Genomic DNA, 26,850 nt, shown 5'->3' with positions numbered 1-26,850 from the left:
GCAGAGTCGTGTGGGTCGACTGTGGATAGATTCCACAAGGCGCTGTATGGAAAAGGAAATTCTTTGCCGCCTTTTTTTTAGGCAGCTTTAAGCATGCTGGGCGTGAAGTCATCCCCCGCTCCGGTACACAAAGCTGTGCGCGGAATGTGGACAAGTCCGGCAAATGCCTGATTTTCCATGGCTCGGCGCAGGCTGCCTATTTATTAATCAAAAACCGCCCACCCGCAGGATGTCGCCCGTTTCTGCCAACGCGCCGGTTTCCCACATCGCCGGTGCAAAGCCATGTGGAAGCGTTGTGGAAAAGCCTCGCAAGCCTCTGAACGGAAAGCATGAAAAAAGGCTGCCCATTTTTTAGGCAGCCTTTCACTCCAACAGAGAAAACTCAGACCGTCATTTCGCCACGCAGCGGGCGGACCAGCCGCTTGCGCAACTCGTCGCCGGACACGCCGGCCGACAGCAGCGCCTGCAGCTTGGCCAGCGCGGCCTCCGGCGTCAGGTCCGCGCCCGGCAGCGCGCCGGCGCGGGCCAGCGGCTGGCTGGCGGCGTAAGCGCCCACCTCCACCGCGCCGCTGGGCGCCTGGGTCAGCGTCAATACCGGGCAGCCGCGGGCGGTCATCGCCGCGATGCCGTCGAGCAGAACCGGGTCGGCCGGCGCGTTGCCGCTGCCGTAAGCCAGCAGGACGGCGCCATCCAGCCCGCCGTCGCGCAAGACCTGCCCGGCGAGCGCGCTGCCGTGGCCGGGCGTCAGCATCAGCGCGGCCAGCTTCAGATTTTCTTCTATCCGCAGCGGATTCCACTCGCCGTCGGGCTTCAGCCACCGCTCCTTGCGCCAATGCGCGTGGATGGCGAACTCAGCCAGCGGCTCGGCGTTGGGGCTGTTGAAGCCGGCGAAACGCTCGACATCCAGCTTGCGGGCGCGGCTGCCGCGCAGCAGCAGCCGGTCGAAGGCGATCGCCACTTCGTTGAGGTCAGGCTGGCAGGCAGCTTCCAGCGCGTCGGCCAGATTGCTCCAGCCATCGGAGCGCGGATGGACCAACGGCAGCTGCGCGCCGGTCAGCACCACAGGCTTGGCCAGGCCGCGCAGCGCGAAGGCCAGCACGCCGGCGGTGTAGGCCATGGTGTCGGTGCCGTGGATGACGACGAAACCGTCGTAGTCGTGATAGCGGGAAACCAGCGCGTCCAGTATCTGGTTCCATTGGCGCGGCGTCAGCGCCGAGGAGTCGATCAGTTGTTCGAATTCGACGATATCGAACTCCAGGCCTGGACGGGCGAAACGCTGCAGCAGGCGCGGCAGTAGGCCCGGCACGGGGGCCAGGCCTTCAGGGGTGTGGTCCATGCCTATGGTACCACCGGTGTAGAGCACCAGGATTCGGCTCATTGCATACTCCATCGCACTTGGTCTGCGGACGATGGTAGCGCAAGCCTCAGCCGGCGTCACACGCCGGCGGAACAGACCGGATCAGCGCAGCGCGTCGGACACCGCCACGTCGACCGCGCGGCGCGCCTCGTCGATGTGATGGACGATGTCGCGCTGCAGCGAGCGCAGGTAGGGATCGTCCTCGCGATGGGTGGCGTCCTGCCGGGCCTTGTCCAGCAACATCCGGGCCTGATGGAAGCGGTCATCCGGCCGCCAGCGCGCGTCGGGCGGCATGCGGTCGTCGATGTCCTTGCCGTCGTCGATGGCGGCGTCGCGCATCTTGCGCAGCGCCTTGTTGATTTCATCGACGGCATGGCGCTCGTCGTCCATCACCCGCGGATAGTCCGGACGGGCCAGCAGATCGCGCGCCAGGCGCAGATCGCTCATCGCGTGCAGATAGTAGGGATGCGCTTCCGGATGCCACTGGTGCTGCTGCCAGGTCCACGCATCGCCGTCGCGCCAGCCGTCGGCCAGCGCCGGCGCGCTCAGGATCGCGTTGCCGGCGGCGGCCAGCGCCAGAATGGCCAGAATTCCGCGCAGTTTCATGATGGTCTCCTCGTATGATCGAAATCGGCCCGGCGCTCAGCGCAGGGCGTCGTTGACGGCTTGCTGCACGGCGCGGTGCGCGCCGTCGATGTGGCGCAGGATGCGGCGCTGCAGATCGCGCACCCAGGGGTCGTCTTCCTGGTGGCCGGCATCGCGGCGCGCGGCGTCCAGCAGCTCCATCGCGCGGTGGAAGCGGTCGGTCGGGCTCATGCGGGCATCCGGCTGCTCGTAGCGCCACGGATCCTTGCCGTCCTCGATGGCGGCGCGCTGCATCTCGCCCAGCGCCGCGTCGATTTCCGCCACCGCGCGTCGCTCGTCGTCGGCGATCTGCGGATAGTCCGGCCTCGCCAGGTAGGCGCGCGCCTGGCGCAAATCGCTCATCGCGTGCAGGTAGTACGGATGCTCGGCCGGCCGCCAGCTCCGGGGCGCCTCCACCTGGACCGTCATCACCGGCCGATACGCGGCCGGCGCGCGCGGCGGCGCCACCACGCAGGCGCTGAGCCCGCATGCCGCCAACAGCGGCGTCAACCTCATGACGCCGACAATCATCGTTTTCATCATTCGTCTCCTTGGATTCCGGGCTGGATCGGTTCAGCCGTCCAGCCTGCTGTATTCAGCCTCATGCAAAACCGATTACAGCTTGACGGCATCCCGTGACGAATTCAGCAAGGTTCAGGTTTCCGCGTGTAAGCGTTTGTAGCGCGGAATGGCCGACGGCATGGCCGCTTTGCATAGTCATGTCCCAAGCCGGCTGCCTGATTAACAAGCGTTAAGACTTTCTCCCTCTGGATATATACAGTCGGCAAAAAAGTAACAGACAGACTGTCTGTTTGTCATTTTTGTAGAGTTTAAATTCAAAAATTGACATGAGTTAAACAAATGGAAGTTTCATAATGCTAAAACGAACTTTGATTGCCAATGGCAAGTCAATTTGCATTCAAATTTGAAAATCCATTACACCAATAAGCGAACGACACCTGTATCGCGATACCGAACCGGGGCAATGGCGGAACCCCGGCTTCGTTGTAAGAAACCTGCCAGTTAGCCAAAACAAGCAAGGTGCACCATGTCCTTACATCGCAGTCACGATATCCAGGCATTGCAGGGCCAGACCCTGACGATACACATCAATGATCAACCGGTCGCCGCGGCAAGCGGCGAAACCGTGCTCAGCGTCCTCAACGCCGTCGGCCTGCGCCAGCTCAGCCGCAACGACAACCAGCAGATCGCCGGCTCCTATTGCGGGATGGGGGTCTGCCACTGCTGCCTGGTCAAGATAGACGGCCGCCACAAGCGCCGCGCCTGCCAGACCGTGGTCCGCCCCGGCATGAAGGTGGAAACCGCCAGCAACCGTCTGAATACGGAGGGTTTGCAATGAGCGCCAAACCCGTCATCGTAGGCGGCGGCCCGGCCGGCATGTCGGCCGCCATGGAGCTGGCGCGCCACGGCGTGGAGTGCGTGCTGCTGGACGAGGCCTCCCGCGTGGGCGGCGTGGTCTATCGCGGCCCGCTGCGGGAAGGCGTGGTGCTGGACTACCTGGGCGAGCGCTATCGCGAAAACATGCAGGCGCTGCACCGCGAATTCGAACAAGTCCGCGACCGCATCGACATCCGGCTGAACACCCGCGTCGTCGGCGGCGGAGAGGGCGAACTGTTCGCGCTGACGCCGGACGAGCGAGTCGAGGCCGTCCCCTTTTCCCAGCTGCTGCTGGCCGCCGGCTGCCATGAGCGCAGCGTGCCCTTCCCCGGCTGGACCCTGCCCGGCGTGATCATGCTGGGCGGCCTGCAGCTTCAGATCAAGAGCGGCGTGGTCAAGCCGCTGGGGCGCACCGTGCTGGTCGGCACCGGCCCGCTGTTGCCGCTGGTGGCGTGCCAGCTGCACCGCGCCGGCGTGGAAGTGGCCGGCGTTTACGAAGCCAGCGCCTTCGGCCGGCTGGCCAAGGAAACGATCGCCCTGCTCAACCAACCGCAGCTGTTCCTGGACGGCCTGAGCATGGTGGCCTACCTGAAGCGCCACGGCATCCCGCTGCACTACGGCTGGGGCGTGGTCGAGGCCCACGGCGACGCCGAGCTGGGCGAAGTGACCGTCGCGCCCTACGACGCGGAATGGCGCGCCGACCTGACGCGCAGCCGCCGCCTGCCGGCGCAGACGCTGGCCGTCGGCTACGGCTTCATCCCGCGCACCCAGCTGACCCAGCAGATGGGCCTGGAGCACCGCTACGCCGACGACGGCTACCTGAAGCCGGTCAACGACGAATGGCAGCGCAGCAGCCGCGGCAACATCCACCTGGCCGGCGACATCGGCGGCCTGCGCGGCGGCGAAGCGGCGATGATCAGCGGCCGCATCGCCGCGCTGTCCATGCTGCTGCAGCTGGGCAAGCTGGACGAGCAACAGGCGCTGCGCCAACGCCAGGCATGCCTGGACCAGATGGCGTCCATCCTGCGCTTCCGCAAGGGCATAGACAGCTTCACCCGCCGCGGCCGCGGCCAGTTGGCGCTGCCGGCGCGCGACACCGTGATCTGCCGCTGCGAGCACGCCACCCGCCAGGACATCGACACCGCGCTGGAACAGGGCGTCAACGACCTGATCAGCCTGAAGATGCGCACCCGGGTCAGCATGGGCGACTGCCAGGGCAAGATGTGCGTCGGCTATTGCAGCGACCGCCTGCGCGAGCACACCGGCAAGCGCGACGTGGGCTGGATACGCCCGCGCTTCCCGCTGGACCCGCTGCCGTTCTCGGCCTTCTCCGCCATCGACGCCCAACAGACTGAAGAGATTTGACATGAGCAAGCAATACGACATCGTGATCGCCGGCGGCGGCGTGATCGGCGCCTCCTGCGCCTACCAGCTGTCCAAGCGCCGCGATCTGAAAATCGCGCTGATCGACAGCAAGCGTCCCGGCAACGCGTCGCGCGCGTCGGCCGGCGGCCTGTGGGCGATAGGCGAGTCGGTGGGCCTGGGCTGCGGCGTGATCTTCTTCCGCATGACCTCGGCCAAGCGCAAGCGCGAGGCGGCCGGCGCGGCGGTGGCGGTGGACGCCAGCACGCCGCACATCCTGCCGCAGAGCTTCTTCGACTTCGCGCTGGCCTCCAACGCGCTGTACCCGGCCCTGCACCAGGAACTGATGGAAAACCACGGCATGGACTTCAAGTTCGAGCGCACCGGGCTCAAGTACATCATTTACGATGAAGAAGACCAGCTGTACGCCGAGCACATCGCCGCCCAGATTCCGCACCTGGCCAGCGAGGTGAGCTGGCTGGACCGCGCCCAGCTGCGCGAGAGCGAGCCCTATGTCAGCGGCGAGGCGCAAGGCGCGCTGGAATTCCTGTGCGACCATCAGGTCAGCCCGTTCCGCCTGACCGACGCCTACACCGAGGCGGCGCGGCAAAACGGCGTCGACGTGTTCTTCAACGTCAACGTCACCGGCGTCACCCGCCAGGGCAGCCGCGTGACCGGCGTGCGCACCGCCGAGGCCGGCGATTTCTCTTGCAATACGCTGATCAACGCCGGCGGCTCCTGGGCGGCCGAGCTGTCGCGCTGGGCCACCGGCCGCACCATCCCGGTCAAGCCGGTCAAGGGCCAGATCGTGCTGTCGGAGAAGATGCCCAAGCTCTTGCGCGGCTGCATCACCACCAGCGACTGCTACATCGCGCAGAAGGACAACGGCGAGATCCTGATCGGCAGCACCACCGAGGACAAGGGCTACGACACCGCCATCACCTATCCGGAAATCAACGGACTGGTGCAGGGCGCGATACGCTGCGTGCCGGAGCTCGCCAACGTCAACATCAAGCGTTGCTGGGCAGGCCTGCGCCCCGGCACGCCCGACGAGCTGCCTATCCTGGGGCCGGAAGACGGCGTCGAGGGGTATCTGAACGCCTGCGGCCACTTCCGCACCGGCATCCTCACCTCGGCCATCACCGGGGTGCTGCTGAACGGGCTGGTGCGCGGCGAGCCGCTGCCGCTGGACATCGCGCCCTTCCTGGCCGGCCGCTTCCCTAACCGCACCGAAAAAGAAATGGATTTCGCGCTGCACGCCTGATCAAGTTCCTCTCACTGAGCCGCCACGGCCTGATGGCCTGGCGGTTTTTTTTCGCGCATCGGCCCGACATCCGCCGATGAAACCGTTTTGTCATATTAATGACGTCGTTTTGTCATCAATCCCTCATACCATCGCATCAGTTTTTCGATAGATAGGCCACCGGCCGCAGAAGGGGAGCAATGATGAAGCACAAACTGGGTTACATCGCCGTCGCCGGCGCCTTGGGTCTGATCGCCAACGCGGCCAGCGCCGACAATCTCGCCGCCCTGGTCCAGGCCGCCAAGAAGGAAGGCGAGCTGAACACCATCGCCCTGCCCCACGACTGGTGCGGCTACGGCAATGTGATCGCCGGCTTCAAGGCCAAGTACGGCATCAAGGTCAACGAACTGAATCCGGACGCCGGTTCCGCCGACGAGCTGGAAGCCATCAAGGCCAACAAGAACAACAAGGGACCGCAGGCGCCGGACGTGATCGACGTCGGCCTGTCCTTCGGCCCGCAAGCCAAGGCCGCCGGCCTGCTGCAGCCGTACAAGGTGTCCACCTGGAAGAGCATTCCCGACAACGTCAAGGACAAGGACGGCTACTGGTACGGCGACTACTACGGCGTGCTCACTTTCCAGGTCAACCGCGACCTGGTCAGCAAGGCCCCGGCCGACTGGGCTGACCTCTTGAAGCCGGAATACAAGAACGCCGTGGCGCTGGCGGGCGACCCGCGCGCCGCCAACCAGGCCATCCAGGGCGTGTTCGCCGCCGGCCTGTCCCACGCCAAGGGCGACGTGAACAAAGCCGCCGACGCCGGCCTGAAATTCTTCTCGCAGCTGAACAAGAACGGCAACTTCGTGCCGGTGATCGGCAAGGCCGCCTCGCTGGCCCAGGGCACCACCCCCATCATCGTGCGCTGGGACTACAACGCGCTGGCCGACCGCGACACGCTGAAGGGCAACCCGAAAGTGGACGTGATCGTGCCGAAGAGCGGCGTGGTGGCCGGCGTCTACGCCCAGGCCATCAGCGCCTACGCGCCGCACCCGAACGCCGCCAAGCTGTGGATGGAATACCTGTTCTCCGACGAAGGCCAGGTGGCTTGGCTGAAGGGCTATTGCCACCCGATCCGCTTCAACGACCTGACCGCCAAGAAGAAGATTCCTTCCGAGCTGATCAGCAAGCTGCCGGACGCCGCCGCCTACAAGAAAGCGGTGTTCCCGACCATCGAGCAGCAAGAGGCCTACAAGGCCGGCATCACCAAGCAGTGGGACAGCGTGGTCGGCAGCAACGTGAAGTAAAACGCTGCGCCTAGCTTCATCTCCGGGCCGCCGCTGGCGGCCCGTTCACCTAGAGAAACACCGATGTCCGCATCCTCAGAATCCATGCCGACGCCCTCCTCCCGCACAGCCAGTCCGCCCAGCGCCGCCCGCGCGCCGCTGCTGTCGTGGCTGGGCGTCGCGCCCTTCCTGATCTTCGCGCTGCTGTTCCTGATCCTGCCCACCGGCATGCTGATGGTGGGCGCCTTCCAGGACGCGCAGGGCCATTTCACGCTGAACAATATCGTCCGCCTATTCGACGACAACATCCTCGGCGCCTACCAGATCAGCCTGCAGATCAGCGCTGCCTCTGCCATCCTGGGCACCTTGCTCGGCCTGCTGCTGGCGCTGGCGGCGATACGCGGCGGCCTGCCGGCCTGGATCCGCCCGACGCTGACCACCTTCTCCGGCGTCGCCTCCAACTTCGCCGGCATTCCGCTCGCCTTCGCCTTCCTGTCCACGCTGGGCCGGATGGGCCTGGTGACGATGCTGCTGCGCAAGTATCTGGACGTCGACCTGTACGCCGGCGGTTTCTCCATCCTCAGCTTCGCCGGCCTGACCCTGACCTATCTTTACTTCCAGGTGCCGCTGATGGTGCTGATCATCGCCCCCGCCGTGGAAGGCCTGAAGGACGAATGGCGCGAGGCCTGCGAGAGCCTGGGCGGTTCCGGCCTCGCCTACTGGCGCTACATCGCGCTGCCGGTGCTGTGGCCCAGCATGGTGGGCGCCGCGCTGCTCCTGTTCGCCAACGCCTTCGGCGCGGTGGCCACCGCCTACGCGCTGACCGGCAGCTCGCTCAACATCGTCACCATCCTGTTGTACGCGCAAATCCACGGCGACGTGCTGCACGACCAGAACCTGGGCTACGCGCTGGCGCTGGGCATGGTCCTGATCACCGGCAGCGCCAACGCCGGCTACATCTGGCTGCGCAAGCGCAGCCAAAGGGAGGCCGCATGAAACCCACCGCCACCTCGCGCCTGGGCGCCTGGCTCGCCATCCTGCTGGGCAGCGGCTACTTCCTGCTGCCGCTGATCGCCACCTTCGAGTTCAGCCTGAAGATGAGGCGCGAAGGCTACAGCTTGGAAGCCTATAAAGTCGTTCTGAGCGATCCCGGCTTCCAGGCCAGCTTCGGCTACTCCGCGCTGCTGGCGCTGCTGACCATTCTGGCCGGCATCCTGCTGGTGGTGCCCACCGCCTTCTGGATCCAGCTCAAGCTGCCCAGGCTGCGCCCGCTGATCGAGTTCATCACCCTGCTGCCGCTGGTGATCCCCGCCATCGTGCTGGTGTTCGGCTACCTGCGCCTCTACGGCAGCGGCGGCTGGCTGCCGTTCACCGGCAGCGAGCGCGGCACCGACCTCTTGCTGGTGTTCGGCTACGTGACGCTGGCCCTGCCCTATCTGTACCGCTCGGTGGACACCGGCCTGTCGGCGATAGATGTGCGCTCGCTGACCGAGGCGGCGCAAAGCCTGGGCAGCGGCTGGTTCGACATCCTCAGGCTGGTGATCTTCCCCAATCTGAAAACCGCCATCCTGTCCGGTGCCTTCCTGACCTTCGCCATCGTCATCGGCGAGTTCACGCTGGCCAGCCTGCTGGCCCGCCCGGCCTTCGGCCCCTACTTGCAGCTGATCGGCGCCAACCGCGCCTACGAACCGGCCGCGCTCGCCATCATCGCCTTCCTGGTCACCTGGGCGGCGATGGGGCTGATGCAGGTGGTCAGCCGCAACCGCGCCGCCTTCGGCGCCGACGAACATTGAATTGGAAACGGAAAGCATCATGGCATTTCTGCAAATCGACCATCTGAACAAACGCTTCGGCCAGCAGGCCGTGGTCCACGATTTCAACATGCAGGTGGAGGCCGGCGAGTTCGTCACCTTCCTCGGCCCGTCCGGCTGCGGCAAGACCACGGTGCTGCGCATGATCGCCGGCTTCGAGACGCCCAGCGGCGGCAGCATCCGCCTGGCCGGCGACGACATCACCCGCCAGTCGCCGCAAAAACGCGGCATCGGCATGGTGTTCCAGAGCTACGCGCTGTTTCCCAACATGAACGTGGCCGACAACATCGCCTTCGGCCTGAAGATGCAGAAGCGCTCCGCCGACGAGATCCGCCGCAAGGTGGGCGAGGTGATCGCGCTGGTGGAGTTGAACGGCCGCGAGAAGCACTTCCCGCACCAGCTGTCCGGCGGCCAGCGCCAGCGCGTGGCCCTGGCCCGGGCGCTGGTGGTGGAGCCGCGCGTGCTGCTCTTGGACGAGCCGCTGTCTGCGCTGGATGCCCGCATCCGCAAGAACCTGCGCGAGCAGATCCGCGACATCCAGCGCCGCCTGGGCCTGACCACCGTCTTCGTCACCCACGATCAGGAAGAGGCGCTGACCATGTCGGACCGCATCTTCGTGATGAACCAGGGCAAGGTGGAGCAGGAAGGCGCGGCCGAGACCATCTACACCCAGCCGGCCACCGAGTTCGTCGCCCGCTTCATGGGCAACTACAACCTGCTGTCGGCCGAGCAGAGCCATGCGCTGCTGGGGCTGGAAGTTCGCGGCCACCTGGCGGTGCGGCCGGAATCGATAGAACTGCTCGGCAACGATGACGCCGACGACAACCAGGCGCTGCCGGCGGTGATCCGCCAGCACCAGCTCCTGGGCAACATCATCCGCTACCAGGTGGACGCCGGCGGCGCGACGCTGCAAGTGGACCGGCTCAACCGCCACGCGGGCGACCTGCTGCCGGCCGGCGCGCCGGTGCGGCTGCGCTTCGACCGCGACAATCTGCGCGAGGTGCGCTGACCGTCAATCCGCCGGGGGCTGCGCGCCCTGCTGAAAGTAATGCATCTGCCGGCGCAGGCTGTCGGCGCGCATCGCCACCTCCTGCGCCGCCGCCGACAGCTCCTCGCTGGCGGCGGCATTGTCCTGCGACAGCTGGTTCAGCCGCTGCATCGCCTGGTTGATCCCGCCCACCCGCTGCGCCTGCGTCGTCGCCTCGCTGGAAATGCCCTTCACCAGCTCCAGCGTCTGGCGGCTGGATTCGACGATGTCGCTCAACTGCTGGCCGGCGTTTTCCGCCAGCTCGACGCTGTCTATCGCCACTTTGCCTATCTCCTTGGCCGCCGTCTGGCTGCGCATCGCCAGCTTGCGCACCTCGTCCGCCACCACCGCGAAGCCCCGGCCGTGCTCGCCCGCCCTCGCCGCCTCTATCGCCGCGTTCAGCGCCAGCAGATTAGTCTGGTAGGCGATGTCATCGATGATGTCGGTGCGCTTGGCGATCTGGCGCATCGCCGCGATCGTCTGCTGCACCACCCGGTTGCCTTCGGCCGCCTGCCCGCTGGCGGTGTCCGCCATGCAGCCGGCGTCGTTGGCGTCGCCGGCCATGTGGAACATGCAACGGGCGATGTCGTCTATCGCGCTGCTGCTCTCCTCCACGTCCGACGAAGTGCGCGCCGCGCCCTGGGACAAGCCTTGCGACGCCGAATTCAGCTCGGTGGAGGCGTTGGCCACCGCGTCGGCGTCCTCCTTCACCTGCAGGATCACGCCGGACAAGCGCTCTCCCATCTGGCGGATGTGGGCGGCCAGGCTGTGGTCGTCGCCATGCCGCAGCGGCAGGAAGAAATCCAGCCGGCCGGCGGACAGCTCGCGCATGCCGCGCGCCACTTCGTCTGGCTCCGCGCCCAGCGTGCGTATGATGTTGCGGCCCACCAGCACGGCCAGGCCGATAGGCAGCAACAGCAGCAGCAGACCCAGCAGCACCAGGTAGCCGTACACCCGCGCGCTATGCGCCTGCGCGTCCAGCTGCCGGCGGATTTGCTGCAGCAACTGGCTCTGCAGCTGGTACAGCTCCGCTATCCTGAACCCGGCGGTGCGGAACCAGTCGTCCGGCGTCTCGCTCTGCATCGCGCCGGCGCCGCGCGCCAGCACAGAATCCCTCATGGACTCGAACTGCCGGCTGCGGTCCATCGCCGCCTTCAGCGCGGCCTGGTCGCCGCCGTACTGCCGGTACTGCGAGCGGCACAGCTCCTCCTGCGACACCATGCCGCTGACCAGCCGGAAATTGGTGATGCTGAAGCTGCCGACGGTCAGCACGCCGGTCACCAGGCCGCGGCTGCGGCTGGTGAACTCCTTCTGGCAGTTCACCGCCGACCATTGCAGCAACAGCGCCTGCGCTTCGGGCGTCTGGGCATTGAACAGCGTGATGATGCCCGACAACTGCTCGATCATGTCCGAATAGCGGTTGAACTCCGGAGTGGGAGAGATATGGCGGGCGTTGATGTCGCGCCGCAGCTGGTCCAGCTGATCCTGCGCCGGCACGCTATGGGCGAGATAGGCGCGCAAGCCGTCGGACTGGTCGTCCTGCGGCTGGGCGCGCAGCCGCTTCAGCACCTCGTCCGCCGCCGCGCGCGCCTGCACCAGCTCCGGGGGCAGCGCCTGGTGGCGGCTCAGGTAGCCGTACCCCAACCCGCGCTCTATCTGCAACTGCTGGATCAGCTCGCCGACCATCTCGATATTGGCGCTGAGCACCTGGTCGCGGTCCAGCTCCTGCAGCAGCTGACGCTGGTGCCAGGCGTAGCCTACTGCCACGCAGGACAGCGCCAGCACCAGCGGCGCGATCAGCAGCACCAGTTTGTGGGCAACCGTGAAACGAACCCGCATATCCGTCATCCACCCCGAGCCGGAACACTTCCCACTATAGGAGAGGCTGGCAGCTAAGCGTAAATACCAGGGTACGGCGTTCAGCCGAGCGTCTTCAGATCCTCCGGCGCATCGATGTCGATCAGTACGCCCGGATCGTCCAGCTCCAGCCTCAGCGCCGCGCTCCAGTCCAGGACGTTCCGCGCGCCGGCATCGCCCCGCAAGTCGAGCAATCCAGGCAGGCAATCCGCCGGCAATCCGCGCGGATGGCCTGGCTGGCCCTGGTAGCACGGCAACACCAGCCGGCCGTGCGCCAGCGCCGCGGCCACCTGGCTGACGGTATGCGGCCGCACCGCCGGCATGTCGGCGAGACCCAGCACCAAGCCCCGGCATCCGGGCAGGCCCAGCGCCCAGGCGGCGGCGCAGGCCAGAGAATGCCCGATGCCGCCGCGGTTGAGCCTGCAGGCCAGCGGCTGCAGGCCCAAGCGGCCGCACAGCTCCAGTCCGAAGGCGTCGTCTTCCGGCAGCACCAGCGCCAACGGCTCTAGCCGGCCGATAAACGCCCCGGCGCTGGCCTCCAGCAGGGTGCGGCCGTCCAGCAGCCGCGCCTGCCGCTTGTCGGCGCCGAATCGGCTCCCCTGGCCCGCCGCCAGCAGCGCGCCCGCCATCATGCCCGGCAGCTCCCTTCCTCGCCATGAACCCCCTCCCGGTGACAAGCGCTGCGGCTGGCGATCAGATCGGCGGCGATGGAGACCGCGATCTCGGCCGGGGTCCGGGAGCCGATAGGCAGCCCCACGGGTCCGTGCAGCCTGTCCAGTTGCGCCGGCGTCAGGCCGAAGTGCTCGGCCAGCCTCGCCTTTCGTTTCATCGTAGTCGTGGCGGAACCCAGCGCGCCGACATAATGGCAAGGCAGCCTGAGCGCCTCCATCAGCGCTAGGTCGTCCAGCTTGGGGTCGTGCGTCACCGCCACCACCGCGGTGCGCTCGTCGCAGCCGAAAGCCAGCACCAGGTCGTCCGGCATCTGGGCCGACAGCGCGACGCCGTCCGGCTCCCAGCCCGCCGCGTACTCCTCGCGCGGCTCGCACACCGTCACCGCGTAGTCCAGCGTCAGCGCGATCTGCGCCAGGTAACGGCCCAGTTCGGCGCCGCCTATGATCAACAAGCGCCAGAGCGGGCCGTGTAGCGCGGAAAAACCCGCCTCATCCTCGGCGAAGGCGGCCGGCGGCCCGCTCTCCAGCAGATGGGCGGCGCCGTCCCGGTAGTCGACCCGCCGCCACAGGCAGCGGCGTTGCCGCACCGCGGCCAGCAGAGCCTCCAGCTGCGCCGGATCCGGCATCGTTTCCACCGCCACCCGGAGGCTGTTGCCGCAGGGTAGCCGGTAACGCTGCCTCTCCTCGACGCTGACGCCGAAGCTGCGCACCCGGGCCGAGGGCGCCGCGCCGAACACGCCGCCTTCGGCGATTTCCCGCCGCAGATCGTCCTCGACGCAGCCGCCGGACACCGAGCCGCAGATCACGCCGTCGTCGCGTATCGCCGCCAGCGCGCCCGGCGGCCTGGGACTGGCGCCGTAGGTGCCCAGCACCGTCAGCAGCGCGACGCGGCGGCCCTGGCGCAGCCAGTCCAGCGCCTGCGCCAGCACGGTCTCGTCGTTGCCGCGCATCGCCGCACTCATTTCGGACAGTAAGCGCCGGTGTCGGCCCAACGCCGCACCGCGACGTGGAAGTCGCGCTGCGACAGCGGCGGCAGCGTGCGCCGCCCGCCCGGCTGCCAGGCCCATTGCACCAAAGGGTCCGTCGTCATGTGGGCGACCAGCTCCGGCACGCCGCGGCCGCCGTTTTGCTTCTTGTTCACCAGACTGCGGCACAGCTGGCCGGCGCTCAGCCCTTCCCAGCCCATGCTCAGCGGCGCCAGACGCCAGCTGGGCGCGCCCGGCACCGCGCCGTCGGCCGAGTTGGCCGTCTGGTGGCACGCCAGGCACATCAGCGAGGGATGGCCCATGTTCGCCGGCCCGCGCTTGATCATCTGCTGATGCGGATGGCGGTCGTCGCCTTGGCGGGGAAAGTCGGTGACGGTGTGGCAATTCAGGCAGCGCGGCGATTGCAGCACCCGGGCCACCTCGCCGAAAGCCTGCCGCGACGCGGCCGGATCGTCCGCCGCCCAGGCGGCCGGCAGCCAGGCGGCCAGCGCCCAGCACAGGACAGTCGAGATGTTCATGTCGGCCTCCCTCATACCGCCTGGTAACCGTGCCGGCTCAGCGGCAGCTCTCGCAGCCGCTTGCCGGAAGCCGCGTGGATGGCGTTGGCCAGCGCCGGCGCCACCACCGGCACCGCCGGCTCGCCGGTGCCGCCCGGCGCCTCTTCGCTGGCGACGATGGAAACGTCCACCTTGGGCGCCTGGAACATCCTGACGATGGGGTAGCCGTCGAAATTCTTCTGCTCCACCTCGCCGTCCTTGAAGGTGATCTCGCCGAACAGCGCCGCCGACAGGCCGAACAGGATGCCGCCCTCCATCTGCGCCGCCACCTGGTCGGGGTTGACCACCACGCCGCAATCGATCGCGCACCAGACATGCTCGACTTTCAGCTCCTTGCCCTTGAGCGACACCTCCACCACCTGGGCGACATGGGAGCCGAAGGAGCTGTGCACCGCCGCGCCCAGGCCGTGGCCCTTGGGCAGCTTGCGGCCCCAGCCGGCCATCCGCGCCGCCTCGCGCAGCACGCCCTGCTCGCGCGGCGCCTTGCCCAGCAGCGCCAGCCGGTAGGCGACCGGGTCCTGGCGCGCCAGCCGCGCCAATTCGTCGATATAGCTTTCCTTGGTGAAGGCGCTGTGGGAATGGCCGACCGAGCGCCACCACAATACCGGCAGCGGCGTCTGCGCCGTGTGCAGGTCCAGCGCCACCGCCGGCAGCGCGTAGGGCATGTCGTCGGTGCCCTCCACCGACACCGCGTCGATGCCGTTCTTGATCATCATCGGCGCGAACGGCGTGCCGGCGATGATGGACTGGCCGACGCCGGTCTGCAGCCAGGCGGCCGGTTTGCCATCCGCGGCTATGCCGCCGCGCACGCGGTCCAGCCACATCGGCCGGTAGTAGGCGCCGGCCAAATCGTCGTCGCGGGTCCACATCAGCCGGATCGGCGCGCCCTGGCCGTGACGCTTGGCCACTTCCATCGCCTCCTTCAGCCAGTCGGCCCCCGCCGGCACCGCGCGCCGGCCGAAGCCGCCGCCCAGCAAGGTGGTGTGCAGCGAGACCTGCTCCGGCTTCAGCCCGGCCATTGCGGCGGCCATGCCGGCGTCCAGCGTCTGCGACTGGGTGCCGCTCCAGATCTGGCAGCTGCCGGGCTTCAGCCAGACCACGCAGTTGAGCGGCTCCATCGGCGAGTGGGACAGGTACGGCACCTCGTACCAGGCTTCCAGCTTCTTGGCCGCGCCGGCCAGCGCGGCCTCGGCGTCGCCCTCGCTGCGATAGGTTTGCCCGGGCGTGGCCGCGCGCGCGCGATAGTCGGCGCGCAGCTTGGCAGAATCCAACCCGGCATTCGGCCCATGATCCCAGTCCACGGTCAACAGATCGCGCGCCTTCTTGGCCGGCCAGAAACCGTCAGCCAGCACGGCGACGCCGTTGCTGATCGCGAACACGTCCCTGACGCCGGGCACCGCCCTGGCCGCGTCGGCGTTGAAGCCCTTGGGTTTGCCGCCATAGCTGGGGCAGCGCTTGACCAGCGCCGTCAGCATGCCGGGCAAGCGGACATCCATCGCGAACTGCGCGCGGCCGTCCAGCTTCTCGTCGCCGTCCACCCGGTGCACGCGGGTGCCCAGCAGCTTCCAGCGGTGGCGCGGCTTCAGCTCCACCGTGTCAGGCACCGGCAACTTGCCGGCGGCCTCGGTCAGCTCGCCGTAACCCAGGCTGGCGCCGTTGGCGTTGTTGAACACTCGGCTGTTTTCGGCGCGGCATTGCGAGGCCGGCACCCGCCAGCGTTGCGCGGCGGCCGCGATCAGCATGTCGCGCGCGGCGGCGCCTATCTTGCGGTACTGGTCGTAGCTGGACAGCGTGCTGGTGCTGCCGCCGGTGATCTGGATATGGAAGGCGGTATGGACATAGACCGGAGCCGCCGGCGCCGACACCACCTTGATCCGGTTCCAGTCGCACTCCAGCTCCTCGGCGATCAGCATCGCCAGCGAGGTGTAGATGCCCTGCCCCATTTCCGACTTGTTGCTGACGATGGTGACGCCGCCGTCCTTCTCGATGCGGACGAAGGCGTTGGGGGCGGGGATGGCGCTCTTGGCCTCGGCCGCCTCGGCCTTGCCCCCCCTCTCGTTCAGGACAAAGCCCAGGCACAGCGCCCCGCCGACCGCGCCGCTCATCTTCAGGAAACCGCGGCGGGAAACTCCGGTGGTCGTCATCGCGGCCTCCTACAACAGTTTGGCGGCGGCGTGGATGGCCGCGCGGATGCGGGGATAGGTGCCGCAGCGGCATAGGTTGCCGCTCATCGCCAGGTCGATGTCCTGATCGGAGGGATGAGGATTCGCGCTGAGCAAGGCGGTGGCGGCCAGCAGCTGGCCGCTCTGGCAAAAGCCGCACTGCACCACGTCCAGCTCGTGCCAGGCCTGCTTGACCGCCTGCGCCACCTTGTCGGCGTTGCCTTCCACCGTGGTGATGCTGTCGTCCGCCGCCAGTGAGGAAATCGGCGTCACGCAGGAACGTATCGGCAGGCCGTTCTTCAGCACCGTACAGGCGCCGCACAGCGCCGCGCCGCAGCCGAACTTGGTGCCGGTCAGGCCCAGCTCGTCGCGCAATGCCCACAGCAGGGGCGTGTCGGGGGAGGAGCCGAGCTCCACCGCCTTGCCGTTGATGGAAACCTTCATGCCTTGCCTCCCGAGCCGAGAAACAGAAGACGACGACCATGGAATGGCCGCCGTCCGGATGCGTGTCGGCGCCCAGGCGCCGCTGCAATCACTATAGGTGCTATCGGTCCAGACTCAAGCCGGCGGGCCGCTCAGCCTCCGCGCTGCAGGCAGCGCTGGTAGCGGCCGTCGACGCGGCGCGCGAACCACTCGGTGGTCAGCTTGTGGGTGAACTTGGGGCTGACCAGCACGATCTGCGGGATGATCTCCCGCGGGGCCTTGGGACCGGCCAACGCGAACACCTTCTGATACAGCGGGCTCTGGCCGAAGCCGGACAGCTTCTCCAGCCGCAGGTCGCGCATCATGTCGGCGTCGCTGATGCCCAGCCGGCCGGCGATGGATTGCAGCGCGCGCTGGGTGTCGCTGGTTTCGCCGGACAGCACGCGGTTCATCTTGTCGCTGTACAGCATGATGTCGCCGTCCAGCGCCAGCTTGCGGCCGGACAGCCGGGACACCGCCAGCTGGAAGGCGGCGTTGCGGCTGGCGTAGCGGCCGGCGTTGTAGTCGGCGAAGCGGTAGACCATCTCGTGATACGGCGCCGGGTACTGCAGCAGGATGGCGGTGCCGAAGTAGACGCTGCCGCGGCGGCCGAACACTTCGTCGCGCAGGCTGGAATAATTGTACGGGTACGGCCAGGCGCGGATGTGGGTCTCGGCGAAAGCGACGCTGACCTGCATCGGCCCGCCGTCGCGGATAGGGTTCTTGTGTTCGAAGATGGTCTGGCCGAACGGCAGCTCGCGAACCATGTCTTCGTACAAGGCGTTCATCTCGCGCTTGGTGCGCAGGGCGTCGACGCGCTGCTTGAAAGTGCGGCCGTCGGGGGATTTCTTGCCCATCGCCGCATCGACGACGAACTGCGGGATCAGGTACTTCTGCCGGCGCTGCTCGATCTCGCCCCAGACGATCTTGGACAGATTCGGCACCACCGGGTCCGGGCTGAAGCCGGACTCCTGCTCCGCCACCGCCAGCACCGCGCAGAAGAACTGCGGCGTGTACGGAATCTTCAGGTGGCTGAACGCGCCCATCACGTCGTTGCTCCAGCCCTTGCGGTCCGGAATGCCTGGCGGCAGCAGGCGGTCCAGCAAGGCGCGGCCCTGGCTTTCGGAGATCGCCGTCGGCGGCTGCACCGGCCGCGCGACCGGACGCGACGGCAGCGCGGCGGCCGGCGCAGAAGCCGGCTGGGAGGATGCAAACACGTCGACTGCCGGCGCGGAGGCCGGCATATCCGGCGCGACGATGGGCGCAGGCGCGGAGGCGGGATGGGGGGGCGTGGCGCAGGCGGCCAGCAGCAGGCAGCCTGCCAGCAGGGTCAGACGGGCGTTCAAGGTGTTCTCGCAGACTGGCAAAAACGGCAGTGTAGCCCAGCGCGGGCCCATTTGGCATGCCCGCCGTCAGCGCAGATCGAAACGGGCCATGCTGCCGTCGGCGCGCATCGCGGCGATGGCGCCATCCAGCCGGGCGATCAGCGCGTCGTCCACTTGCCGGTTGCAGGCGAAGGACACGTCCAGCGTATCCATCACCCAGGCCACCCTGGGCGGCGGCATTTCCAGACGCCGGGCCAGCGACGCGACGCCGACATCCAGCATCGCCCACAGATCCAGCCGGCCCAGCCTCAGCTTCTCCAGGCCGCTCAGGTAATCGGCGCTTTCCTCCACCGCCACGCCCCGCTCTTTCAGGCGCGCCGCCGCCATGGTGCCGCGCATCGCCCCCACCCGCAGCCCCCCCGCCTGCTCCAGGCTGCGCAGCTGGCGGCCATCGTCCCCCCTGGCCAGCAAGACCAGGCGCATCTGCAGCAGCGGGGCGCTCCATTTGAAATTCGCCGCCTGCTCCGGCAGATGCGCCACCGGCAGGCAGGCATCGCGCTGCCGCTCCACCAGCAGCCGCGCGCGGGCCTGTGGATAGGCTTCGAAACGCAATTCCACGCCGGCCCGGCGCCCCACCTCTTTCATCAGGTCGATGCCAACGCCGCGCATGGACGCTCCATCGGGCGCCTGCTCGATGATGCCGGGGATTTGCGTCAGCAGCATGCGCAAGGCTTCAGCCCGGGCATCCGCCGCCAGCAAGGCGCCGGACAGGATCGCCGCCACTCGCCACTTCGCCATGGCTACTCCAGACCGTCCGTACTGTCTGAACCATAGCAAAACGGGGAGCCGCCGCTCCCCGTCTTCTCATGCCGCCATCAGCGGAAGCTGGCCACCATGATGCAGCCTATCAACAGCGGCGCCAGCGCCATGCAGAAGCCGCGCATGCATTGCATCGCCCGCGGCGAGCGGCCGGACGACAGCTCGGCCCTGACCACCGGCCAGGCTTTCCAGCCTACGAACAGCGCCAGCAGCAGCTCGCCCGCCGGCATCAGCAGCTTGGAGGTGACGAAGTCCAGCAGATCGAAGAAGTTCATGCCGAACAGTTGGTAATCGCCCCATACGCCCAGCGACAGCGAGGCAGGGATGCCCAGCAGGAAGGTGCCGGCGGCCATCAGGATGGCGGCGGTGCGGCGCGACAGGCGCAGCTCGTCGATGGCGAAGCTGGTCACCACCTCCAGCAGCGACACCGACGAAGTCAGCGCCGCCAGCAGCAGCAGGCAGAAGAACATCACCGCGAACAGCTGCCCCAGCGGCAGGTGGGCGAACACCGCCGGCATGGTGATGAAGGTGAGGCCGGGGCCCGCGGACGGGTCGAAGCCGAAAGCGAATACCGCCGGCAGCACCATCAGGCCGGCCAGGAAGCAAGTGGCCACCGTCAGCAGGATCACCCACAGCGCCGAGCCCAGCAGCTTGGATTCGCGGCCGACGTAGGAGCCGTAGGTGATCATGATGCCCAGGCCCAGCGACAGCGAGAAGAAGGCCAGGCCCAGCGCGTCCACCAGCATGCTGGCGCTCACCTTGGAGAAGTCCGGCGCGACGAAATAGCTGACGCCCTCCAGCGCGCCCGGCAGCGTCAGTCCGCGCGCGATCAGCACCAGCATCAGCGCGAACAGCGCCGGCATCAGGAACTTGGACAGCGCCTCGATGCCCTTCTGCACGCCGCCGACCACCACGGCCAGCGTCAGCAGCGCGAAGCCGCCGTGATAGAGCAGCGGCTGCACCGGGTCGCTGATGAAGCCGCCGAAAATGGCGCCGAGCGCCTTGGGATCGGACGTCATGATGCCGCCCTGCAGCGACTTGACGATGTAGGCGATGGTCCAGCCGCCCACCACGCTGTAGAACGACAGGATCAGAAAACACACCAGCACGCCCATGTAGCCGATGAGCGGCCAGAAGCCGCCGGCCAGCTTGCGGAACGCGCCGACGGCGCCGGCGCTGGTGGCGCGTCCCAACGCCATTTCAGCCAGCATCAGCACCAGGCCCAGCGTCAGGCAGATGCCGAGGTAAATGAACAAAAACGCGCCGCCGCCGTTGGTGGCGGCCACGTAGGGAAACTTCCAGATGGCGCCCAGCCCGATGGCCGAGCCGGCTGCCGCGAGAATGAAACCGAGGCGCGAGCCCCATTGAGATCTAGCCATGTCCTGTAAATCTTTGTCGTGTAATGGTTTTGTCTTTGCCGCGGCGGGCGTCCGGGCACGCGAAAGCGCCCCGTCGAAACGGAGCGGGTCTGACGTGCACGGGAAACGCGCGGTGCCGCGGCGTCGCCGAACGCCCGCGCCGGCCGATGCGGCGTGGCGCGGAGTCGAGATGTCCGTCGCGCGCGTCGCGGCCGCTAGAGCGGACCGCGGCCGCCTGCGCGGCGGAACCGGGAGAGGAAGCCGTCTGTTGGACGGTTGCTACGGGCGCCTCGGGGTGGTGAAGCCTGCCAGTCCTCGCGATGCATCTTGCAGATGCGTTTCAGAATGTAACACGATTGCGGGTGGTATCTAACTGACATCAGTGTAAATCGACATTTACATGATGCCGGCAAGCCGGAATCAACACTCGATGCGCCGCCTGTCTCCGGATGGGATCGACGGCCGCCGGGCACATGCGGCGCCATCCGGCGCGACGCGCCGGGCAGTCGCCCCTTCTTTTCCTCTTCCGGTCCTGCCGCGGGCTGCTACCGGCTGCCTGCCGGCGCCCCGCGCGAAATCAGGCAAACGGCGCGCCGCCACCCACCCATCGCAGCCATCTTCACACTTTATTCATCATTGAAAAACAAACACATCACTCTTATTGCAAATGCAACATAAGCGCTACTCATTATCACTAGAATCATCTGCGCAACAAAACAATGTCATTAAAACTGCAAAGGTTATGAAAATGAAGAAACTTGTTTTGACCGCCTGCCTGCTGGGCGCTTCCTTCGCGGCGCTGGCCGACGCCAAATCCGACTGCCGCGCCGCCGCCGGCAGCTACCTGACCGGCACCGTGGTCAGCGGACCGACCTTCGCCTCCGGCCAGATGCTGAACGGCGTCGAGCTGTCGCACACCCACGTGCGCCTGCGCGCCGACCAGGACGGCCGCACCTATGATGTGGCGATGGACAATGTGTACGCCTACGGCTACGACTACGCCGGCGAAGACGTGCCCTCCCCGCTGAACACCATCCAACGGGGCGACCGCCTGCAATTGTGCGGCCAGTTATACACCAGCGGCGTCGGCATCCACTGGGTGCACCCCAACTGCGGCGCGCAGCCGACCAGCCGCCAACCGAACGGCTGGGTGAAGAAGATCTACAGCGACGGCACCGTCAGTGACAACTACGAAGCCAACACCGAATACTGCCAACTGTGGCAATAGGCCAGCTTCCGGCTGGGAAAAAACGCGCCTGCGGGCGCGTTTTCCTTTGCGGTGACAAACCGTCCACGAGCTGGCGGCGGCCAGGCGCTGCGCGCCCCCGCGCGCCGGCACGCACCGGATGTGCTCGATATCCAGATGGAAGCCGCCGCGCCCGAGAAATACACAAATATCATTTGAAATTAACGAGTTAATCTTCATCAAGCTACGTGAAAACCACGAGAACAATGAATAAACTAAGTAGAAGAACGTAGTGTGCCGCGACGCCTCACCCAGGTGCCCAAGCCGCGTCATTACCTTCGGCAGCCAAGGGAGGCGGACAGATGGTCACATTGCAGGCGTTCCAGCCATTGATAGACACGGTGCAGGGCAGCCTGCTGCTGGCCTCGCCGGACGATGGCCACATCTACTGCGCCAACCAGCTGGCCTGCATCCTGCTCGCCAGCCCCCACAGCGAACTGCTCAAGTCCTCGGTCTACGATTTTCTGCCGGACAAGAACGAGGCCTACACCATCTGCCGCGAACTGGCAGGCAACAATATGATCTACAACCGCGGCATGCAGCTGAGCACCAGCACCGGACGCATCTTCGACGTCCAGCTGTCGGCGCGGCGCATCAGCCTGGACCAGGTGCCCTTGCTGGTAGTGAGTTTCTCCGACCGCACCGAGACCAAGGTGCTGGGCCAGTTGCTGGATTTCGAACGCCAGCTGGTGGAACGCTCGCTGAGTATCGTCAAGACGCTGAAGGAAGAAGGCCGGCAGAACGACGACGAGGACAAGCTGACCGGCGTGGTGGGCATGCACAGGCTGATGTCCAGCGCCCACTCCGAAACCAGCCGCGCCAAGCGCTACGGCGGCAGCCTGTCCGGCCTGGCGCTGGAGCTGGTCAACGTACCCGAGATGGTGCCGCGCGAGGACGACGGCTCCGCCTATGGCCACCTGATCCGCCTGGCCGGCAGCCTGTGCCTGCAGAGCAGCCGCGACAGCGACCTGGTGGCGCGGCGCAGCGCCAACACCTTCGTCATCCTGCTGCCCCATACCGCGATCGGCGGCGCCAACGAAATGGGGCGGCGCCTGATCAAGTCGCTGCGCCAGCTCACCTTTCTCTACCAGGGGACGGAACACCAGGCGGCGGCCTGCGTCGGCATCAGCGCGCTGCGGCCGGAGGAATCCAGCCCCACTCCTATGCTGGAGCGGCTGGAAGAGGCGCTGAAGAAGGCGCGCGACGGCGGCGCCAACTACATCATCCAGCTGCCCTGAGGCGGGGGGGCATCTCCGCACGCCCCGGATCCATGCGCCAAGCCGGCGGCGCGGCTCAGGCCAATTTGTCCAGCAGCTTCTGGTGAATGCCGCCGAAGCCGCCGTTGCTCATCACCAGCACATGGTCGCCCGGTTTGGCCTCGGCGGCGATGGCGCCCAGCAGCGCGTCGAAATCGCTGAAGGTCTGCGCCTTCGCCCCCATGACTTGCAGCGCCTCGCCCGGATTCCAGTTCAGCCCCGCGGCCGAGCAGAACACCTTGTCGGCCAGCGCCAGCGAACCCGGCAGCGCGTCCTTCATCGTGCCCAGCTTCATGGTGTTGGAGCGCGGCTCCAGCACGGCCAGAATGCGAGCGTCGCCCACTTTGCGGCGCAGGCCTTCCAGCGTGGTGGCGATGGCGGTGGGGTGGTGGGCGAAATCATCGTAGACGGTGACGCCGCCCGCCACGCCCTTCACTTCCATCCGGCGCTTGACGTTGGCGAAACGGGACAAGGCGTCTATCGCGTCCTTGACCGCGACGCCGGCATGGCGCGCGGCGGCGATGGCGGCGATCGCGTTCAGCCGGTTGTGCTCACCCATCAGCGCCCAGCGCACCGTGCCTTGCTGCTCGCCGTTCAGCAGCACGTCGAAGCCGCCGTCCTCGTGCAGCGCGCCCAGCTGCCAGCCGGCGTCCACGCCGAAGCGCTCCGCCGGCGTCCAGCAGCCGCGCGCCAGCACGCGGTCCAGATTGGCCTCGCGGCCGTTGCTGACGATGCGGCCGTTGCCCGGAATGGTGCGCACCAGGTGGTGGAACTGGGTTTCAATCGCCGCCAGGTCGGCGAAGATGTCGGCGTGGTCGAATTCCAGGTTGTTCAGGATCGCGGTGCGCGGGCGGTAATGGACGAACTTGGAACGCTTGTCGAAGAAGGCGGTGTCGTACTCGTCGGCCTCGATCACGAAGAAGGGGCTGACGCTCGCCGGATCCAGCGCCGGCGCGCCCGGCAGCCGCGCCGACACACCGAAGTTCTCCGGAATGCCGCCGATCAGAAAGCCGGGCGCCAGGCCGGCGTCCTCCAGTATCCACGCCAGCATCGAGCTGGTGGTGGTCTTGCCGTGGGTGCCGGCCACCGCCAGCACCCATTTGTCGCGCAGCACGTTCTCGGCCAGCCACTGCGGGCCGGAAATATAAGGCAGGCCGCGGTTGAGGATTTCCTCCATCAGCGGCTTGCCGCGCGTCACCACATTGCCGATCACATACACGTCCGGGTTCAGGTCCACCTGCTCCGCGCCGAAGCCCTGGGTCAGTTCTATGCCCATCGCCTCCAGCTGGGTGCTCATCGGCGGATAGACATTGGCGTCGCAACCGGTCACCTTGTGGCCGGCCTGTTTGGCGATGGCGGCGATGCCGCCCATGAAGGTACCGCAGATACCCAGGATGTGGATGTGCATATCGTTCAACGCAGCTAAAGACAACGAAACCGCAAGGATACCGGAAAGCCGCCCGGGCCGACACCAGGCCCCTGGCGCCCGGGCAGCGGCCGGATGCCGTCCACCCTTGAGCCAGAACAAGGCCGCGGGGACGGCACGGTCGTTAAACTGTTCTCGCGCAAACAATCCATGCCATCGAATGATCGTAGAACTGACCCTGGTGCTGTCGCTGCTGCAGCAGATGTGCGTTTATCTGGTGATCGCCTACCTGCTGTCCAAGACGCCGCTGTTCATCCCGCTGACCCAGATCACGCTGCAATTGCCCCACAAGCTGGTCTGTTATCTGGTGTTTTCGATGTTTTGCATCATGGGCACCTATTTCGGCCTGCACATCCAGGACTCCATCGCCAATACCCGCGCCATCGGCGCGGTGCTGGGCGGCATGCTGGGCGGCCCCTGGGTGGGGCTGGCGGTGGGCTTCACCGGCGGCCTGCACCGCTATTCGCTGGGCGGGCTCACCGCCGGCGCCTGCATGGTGTCGACGATGATGGAGGGCCTGCTGGGCGGCCTGGTGCATCTCTACCTGGTGCGCCGCGGCCTGCGCGCGCGGCTGTTCGACCCGCTGGTGGTGGCGGCGGTGGCCTGCGTCGCCGAGATCGGCCAGATGCTGATCCTGCTGGCGCTGGTGCGCCCGTCCGAGGCGGCCGAACGCCTGGTGGCCAGCATCGCGCTGCCGATGATGGCGGCCAACACGCTGGGGGCGGCGATGTTCATGCGCATTCTGCTGGACCGCCGGGTGCTGGCGGAAAAATACTCCACCGCCTTCTCCGGCAAGGCGCTGCAGATCGCTGCCCGCGCCGAAGGGGTGCTGCGCCAGGGCTTCGACCCGGAAAACAGCATGACCGTGGCGCGCATCCTGTACGAGGAGCTGGGCGTCGGCGCGGTGGCCATCACCGACCGCGAGCGGCTGCTGGCCTTCATCGGCATAGGCGCGGATCATCACCTGCCCGGCACGGCCATCACCTCGCCGCACACCCACCGCGCGATCGAGCGCAACGAGGTGGTGTACGCCGACGGCAACGAAACGCCCTACCGCTGCTCGATCAGCCCCCAGTGCCGGCTGGCGTCCTCGCTGGTGATCCCGCTGCGCGGCGAGGACGAACGGGTGATCGGCACCATCAAGCTGTACGAGCCGCGCAACAAGCTGTTCTCCCGCATCAACCTGACGCTGGGCGAAGGCATCGCCCGCCTGCTGTCCGCCCAGATCCTGCAGGGCCAGTACGATAAACAAAAGCAGCTGCTGGCGCAGACCGAGATCAAACTGCTGCACGCCCAAGTGAACCCGCACTTCCTGTTCAACGCTCTGAACACGCTGTCGGCGGTGATACGGCGCAACCCGGAACATGCCCGCCGGCTGGTGCAGTACCTGTCCACCTTCTTCCGCAAGAACCTGAAACGCTCCGGCGAAGCGGCGACGCTGGAGGACGAGATCGAACACGTCAGCGCCTACCTGCGCATCGAGGAAGCGCGCTTCGCCGGGAGGCTGGACGTGGAGATCTCGCTGGACGAGGCGGCCCGCCGGGCGCGGCTGCCGGCGTTCTCGCTGCAGCCCATCGTCGAGAATGCCATCAAGCACGGCACCTCCCAACTACTGGAAGCCGGCCGCATCCGCATCGCCGCGCGCTGCGCCGACGGCAGGCTTTGCGTGACGGTGGAAGACAACGCCGGCCTGTACGCGCCGGCCGGCCCCGGCGACGGCTTAGGCATGTCGCTGGTGGACCGGCGCATCCGCGCCCGGCACGGACCGGCTTACGGCGTGTCGGTGGAGTGCGAGCCGGAGGCCTATACCCGCGTCACGCTCAGCGTGCCCTGCCCCGAGCCTGGAGAAATCCCATGCTGAAAACCCTGCTGGTCGACGACGAGCCGCTGGCACGCGACGAATTGCGCGAGCTGCTGGCCGCGCATGGCGATTTCGACATCGTCGGCGAATGCGGCAACGCGATCGAAGCCATCGCCTTCATCCACCGCCAGCAGCCGGACGTGGTGTTCCTGGATATCCGCATGCCGCGGATCAGCGGCCTGGAAATGCTGGCGATGCTGGACCCGGACAAAATGCCGCGCGTGGTGTTCGTCACCGCCTTCGACGACTTCGCGATCCAGGCCTTCGAAGAACACGCTTTCGATTACCTGCTCAAGCCGGTGGACCCGCAACGGCTGGCCAAGACGCTGGTCCGGCTCAGGCGGGAGGCCGCGCCGCAGCCGCTGGACATCCTGCGCCGTCTGTCGCCGCTGGAACTGGTGCCCTGCCACGGCGTCAACCGCATCGTGCTGCTGCCCCTCGCCGAGGTGGAGTACGTGTCTTCGCGCGTCAGCGGCGTGTTCGTGCAGGCCGGGGACGGGCGCGAACACTTCACCGAGCTGACGCTGCGCACCTTCGAGGAGCGCAGCGCGCTGTTCCGCTGCCACCGCCAGCATCTGGTCAACCTGCGCGCGATCCACGAGATCCGCCTGGGCGAGAACGGCGTGGCCGACATCGTCACCCATGCCGGCCGCTCGCTGCCGGTCAGCCGGCGCTTCCTCAAGCCGCTGAAGGAGGCGCTGGGCATTCCCGGCTGACGCCCCCTCCCCCCCTGTGCTACACCCAAATCAGCAAGCGCCGCTC

24 protein-coding genes are annotated in these 26,850 nt (G+C 67.1%); 11 read left to right on the top strand and 13 right to left on the bottom strand.

What is annotated here, in order from left to right; genetic code table 11:
* Positions 1-382: 382 nt before the first annotated feature.
* The 3 genes from CV_RS08275 to CV_RS08265 form a co-directional block, all read right to left on the bottom strand.
* Complete coding sequence (locus tag CV_RS08275) at positions 383-1,378, bottom strand: asparaginase (protein WP_011135239.1); 996 nt, start codon at positions 1,376-1,378, stop codon at positions 383-385.
* Between the two features lie 81 nt (positions 1,379-1,459).
* Positions 1,460-1,963 carry a hypothetical protein gene (locus tag CV_RS22120; protein WP_011135238.1) on the bottom strand — a complete coding sequence of 168 codons (504 nt, stop codon included), beginning with the start codon at positions 1,961-1,963 and terminating at the stop codon, positions 1,460-1,462.
* A gap of 36 nt (positions 1,964-1,999) precedes the next feature.
* Positions 2,000-2,521 carry a hypothetical protein gene (locus tag CV_RS08265; protein WP_011135237.1) on the bottom strand — a complete coding sequence of 174 codons (522 nt, stop codon included), beginning with the start codon at positions 2,519-2,521 and terminating at the stop codon, positions 2,000-2,002.
* 508 nt (positions 2,522-3,029) lie between these two features.
* On the opposite strand from CV_RS08265, the gene hcnA reads away from it, so the two are divergent.
* The 7 genes from hcnA to CV_RS08230 all read left to right on the top strand — a co-directional run bounded on the left by hcnA (position 3,030) and on the right by CV_RS08230 (position 10,084).
* On the top strand, positions 3,030-3,341 hold the full coding sequence (hcnA, locus tag CV_RS08260) for a cyanide-forming glycine dehydrogenase subunit HcnA (protein ID WP_043595852.1): 312 nt from the start codon (positions 3,030-3,032) through the stop codon (positions 3,339-3,341).
* Positions 3,338-4,744: an NAD(P)/FAD-dependent oxidoreductase gene (locus tag CV_RS08255; protein WP_011135235.1), complete on the top strand. Its 1,407-nt coding sequence runs from the start codon at positions 3,338-3,340 to the stop codon at positions 4,742-4,744. The genes hcnA and CV_RS08255 overlap by 4 nt, the downstream gene beginning before the upstream one ends.
* Before the next feature lies 1 nt (position 4,745).
* Positions 4,746-6,005: a cyanide-forming glycine dehydrogenase subunit HcnC gene (gene hcnC / locus CV_RS08250; RefSeq protein WP_011135234.1), complete on the top strand. Its 1,260-nt coding sequence runs from the start codon at positions 4,746-4,748 to the stop codon at positions 6,003-6,005.
* Between the two features lie 179 nt (positions 6,006-6,184).
* Positions 6,185-7,285 carry an ABC transporter substrate-binding protein gene (locus CV_RS08245; protein WP_011135233.1) on the top strand — a complete coding sequence of 367 codons (1,101 nt, stop codon included), beginning with the start codon at positions 6,185-6,187 and terminating at the stop codon, positions 7,283-7,285.
* A gap of 63 nt (positions 7,286-7,348) precedes the next feature.
* Positions 7,349-8,260 (top strand): ABC transporter permease, encoded by a 912-nt coding sequence (locus CV_RS08240; RefSeq protein ID WP_011135232.1) that lies wholly within the window; start codon positions 7,349-7,351, stop codon positions 8,258-8,260.
* Positions 8,257-9,057 (top strand): ABC transporter permease, encoded by an 801-nt coding sequence (locus tag CV_RS08235; protein ID WP_011135231.1) that lies wholly within the window; start codon positions 8,257-8,259, stop codon positions 9,055-9,057. The genes CV_RS08240 and CV_RS08235 overlap by 4 nt, the downstream gene beginning before the upstream one ends.
* A 19-nt stretch (positions 9,058-9,076) precedes the next feature.
* The gene (locus tag CV_RS08230; protein ID WP_011135230.1) at positions 9,077-10,084 is read left to right on the top strand and encodes an ABC transporter ATP-binding protein; all 1,008 of its coding nucleotides are present in this window, start codon (positions 9,077-9,079) and stop codon (positions 10,082-10,084) included.
* 3 nt (positions 10,085-10,087) lie between these two features.
* Here the strand turns inward: CV_RS08230 and CV_RS22115 are convergent, their stop codons facing one another.
* The 9 genes from CV_RS22115 to CV_RS08185 all read right to left on the bottom strand — a co-directional run bounded on the left by CV_RS22115 (position 10,088) and on the right by CV_RS08185 (position 20,320).
* Entirely contained in the window at positions 10,088-11,941 is a 1,854-nt protein-coding gene (locus CV_RS22115) for a methyl-accepting chemotaxis protein (RefSeq protein WP_052278789.1), read from the bottom strand.
* 80 nt (positions 11,942-12,021) lie between these two features.
* Positions 12,022-12,591 (bottom strand): nucleotidyltransferase family protein, encoded by a 570-nt coding sequence (locus tag CV_RS08220; RefSeq protein WP_043595850.1) that lies wholly within the window; start codon positions 12,589-12,591, stop codon positions 12,022-12,024.
* Complete coding sequence (locus CV_RS08215) at positions 12,588-13,580, bottom strand: XdhC family protein (protein WP_011135227.1); 993 nt, start codon at positions 13,578-13,580, stop codon at positions 12,588-12,590. The genes CV_RS08220 and CV_RS08215 overlap by 4 nt, the downstream gene beginning before the upstream one ends.
* 8 nt (positions 13,581-13,588) lie before the next feature.
* A complete protein-coding gene (locus CV_RS08210; protein ID WP_043595848.1) occupies positions 13,589-14,134 on the bottom strand; it encodes a hypothetical protein in 546 nt (181 codons plus the stop codon).
* Between the two features lie 11 nt (positions 14,135-14,145).
* Entirely contained in the window at positions 14,146-16,317 is a 2,172-nt protein-coding gene (locus tag CV_RS08205) for a xanthine dehydrogenase family protein molybdopterin-binding subunit (protein WP_011135226.1), read from the bottom strand.
* Positions 16,318-16,326: 9 nt separating this feature from the next.
* On the bottom strand, positions 16,327-16,779 hold the full coding sequence (locus CV_RS08200; RefSeq protein ID WP_011135225.1) for a (2Fe-2S)-binding protein: 453 nt from the start codon (positions 16,777-16,779) through the stop codon (positions 16,327-16,329).
* 131 nt (positions 16,780-16,910) lie between these two features.
* Positions 16,911-18,143: a DUF1615 domain-containing protein gene (locus CV_RS08195; protein WP_043595846.1), complete on the bottom strand. Its 1,233-nt coding sequence runs from the start codon at positions 18,141-18,143 to the stop codon at positions 16,911-16,913.
* Between the two features lie 66 nt (positions 18,144-18,209).
* Positions 18,210-18,920 (bottom strand): substrate-binding periplasmic protein, encoded by a 711-nt coding sequence (locus CV_RS08190; protein WP_011135223.1) that lies wholly within the window; start codon positions 18,918-18,920, stop codon positions 18,210-18,212.
* Positions 18,921-18,997: 77 nt separating this feature from the next.
* On the bottom strand, positions 18,998-20,320 hold the full coding sequence (locus CV_RS08185) for a sodium-dependent transporter (RefSeq protein ID WP_011135222.1): 1,323 nt from the start codon (positions 20,318-20,320) through the stop codon (positions 18,998-19,000).
* Between the two features lie 727 nt (positions 20,321-21,047).
* Between CV_RS08185 and CV_RS08180 the strand changes: the two genes are divergently transcribed.
* Together CV_RS08180 and CV_RS08175 are read left to right on the top strand one after the other, a co-directional pair.
* Positions 21,048-21,527: a hypothetical protein gene (locus CV_RS08180; protein ID WP_045050414.1), complete on the top strand. Its 480-nt coding sequence runs from the start codon at positions 21,048-21,050 to the stop codon at positions 21,525-21,527.
* Positions 21,528-21,847: 320 nt separating this feature from the next.
* Positions 21,848-22,783: a sensor domain-containing diguanylate cyclase gene (locus CV_RS08175; protein ID WP_011135219.1), complete on the top strand. Its 936-nt coding sequence runs from the start codon at positions 21,848-21,850 to the stop codon at positions 22,781-22,783.
* A gap of 55 nt (positions 22,784-22,838) precedes the next feature.
* On the opposite strand, the gene mpl is transcribed toward CV_RS08175, so the two are convergent.
* Positions 22,839-24,209, bottom strand: a complete 1,371-nt coding sequence (gene mpl, locus CV_RS08170; protein ID WP_011135218.1) for a UDP-N-acetylmuramate:L-alanyl-gamma-D-glutamyl-meso-diaminopimelate ligase — start codon at positions 24,207-24,209, stop codon at positions 22,839-22,841.
* Between the two features lie 178 nt (positions 24,210-24,387).
* Between mpl and CV_RS08165 the strand changes: the two genes are divergently transcribed.
* Positions 24,388-26,088, top strand: coding sequence for a sensor histidine kinase (locus tag CV_RS08165; protein ID WP_043595844.1), 1,701 nt, complete (start codon positions 24,388-24,390; stop codon positions 26,086-26,088).
* Positions 26,082-26,804 carry a two-component system response regulator BtsR gene (btsR, locus tag CV_RS08160; protein WP_011135216.1) on the top strand — a complete coding sequence of 241 codons (723 nt, stop codon included), beginning with the start codon at positions 26,082-26,084 and terminating at the stop codon, positions 26,802-26,804. The genes CV_RS08165 and btsR overlap by 7 nt, the downstream gene beginning before the upstream one ends.
* The last annotated feature ends 46 nt before the right edge of the window (positions 26,805-26,850 follow it).

Origin of the sequence: Chromobacterium violaceum ATCC 12472, from assembly GCF_000007705.1 — a bacterium.
GTDB classification, from domain to species: Bacteria; Pseudomonadota; Gammaproteobacteria; order Burkholderiales; family Chromobacteriaceae; genus Chromobacterium; species Chromobacterium violaceum.
This window is presented reverse-complemented; position numbering and strand designations above follow the sequence as displayed.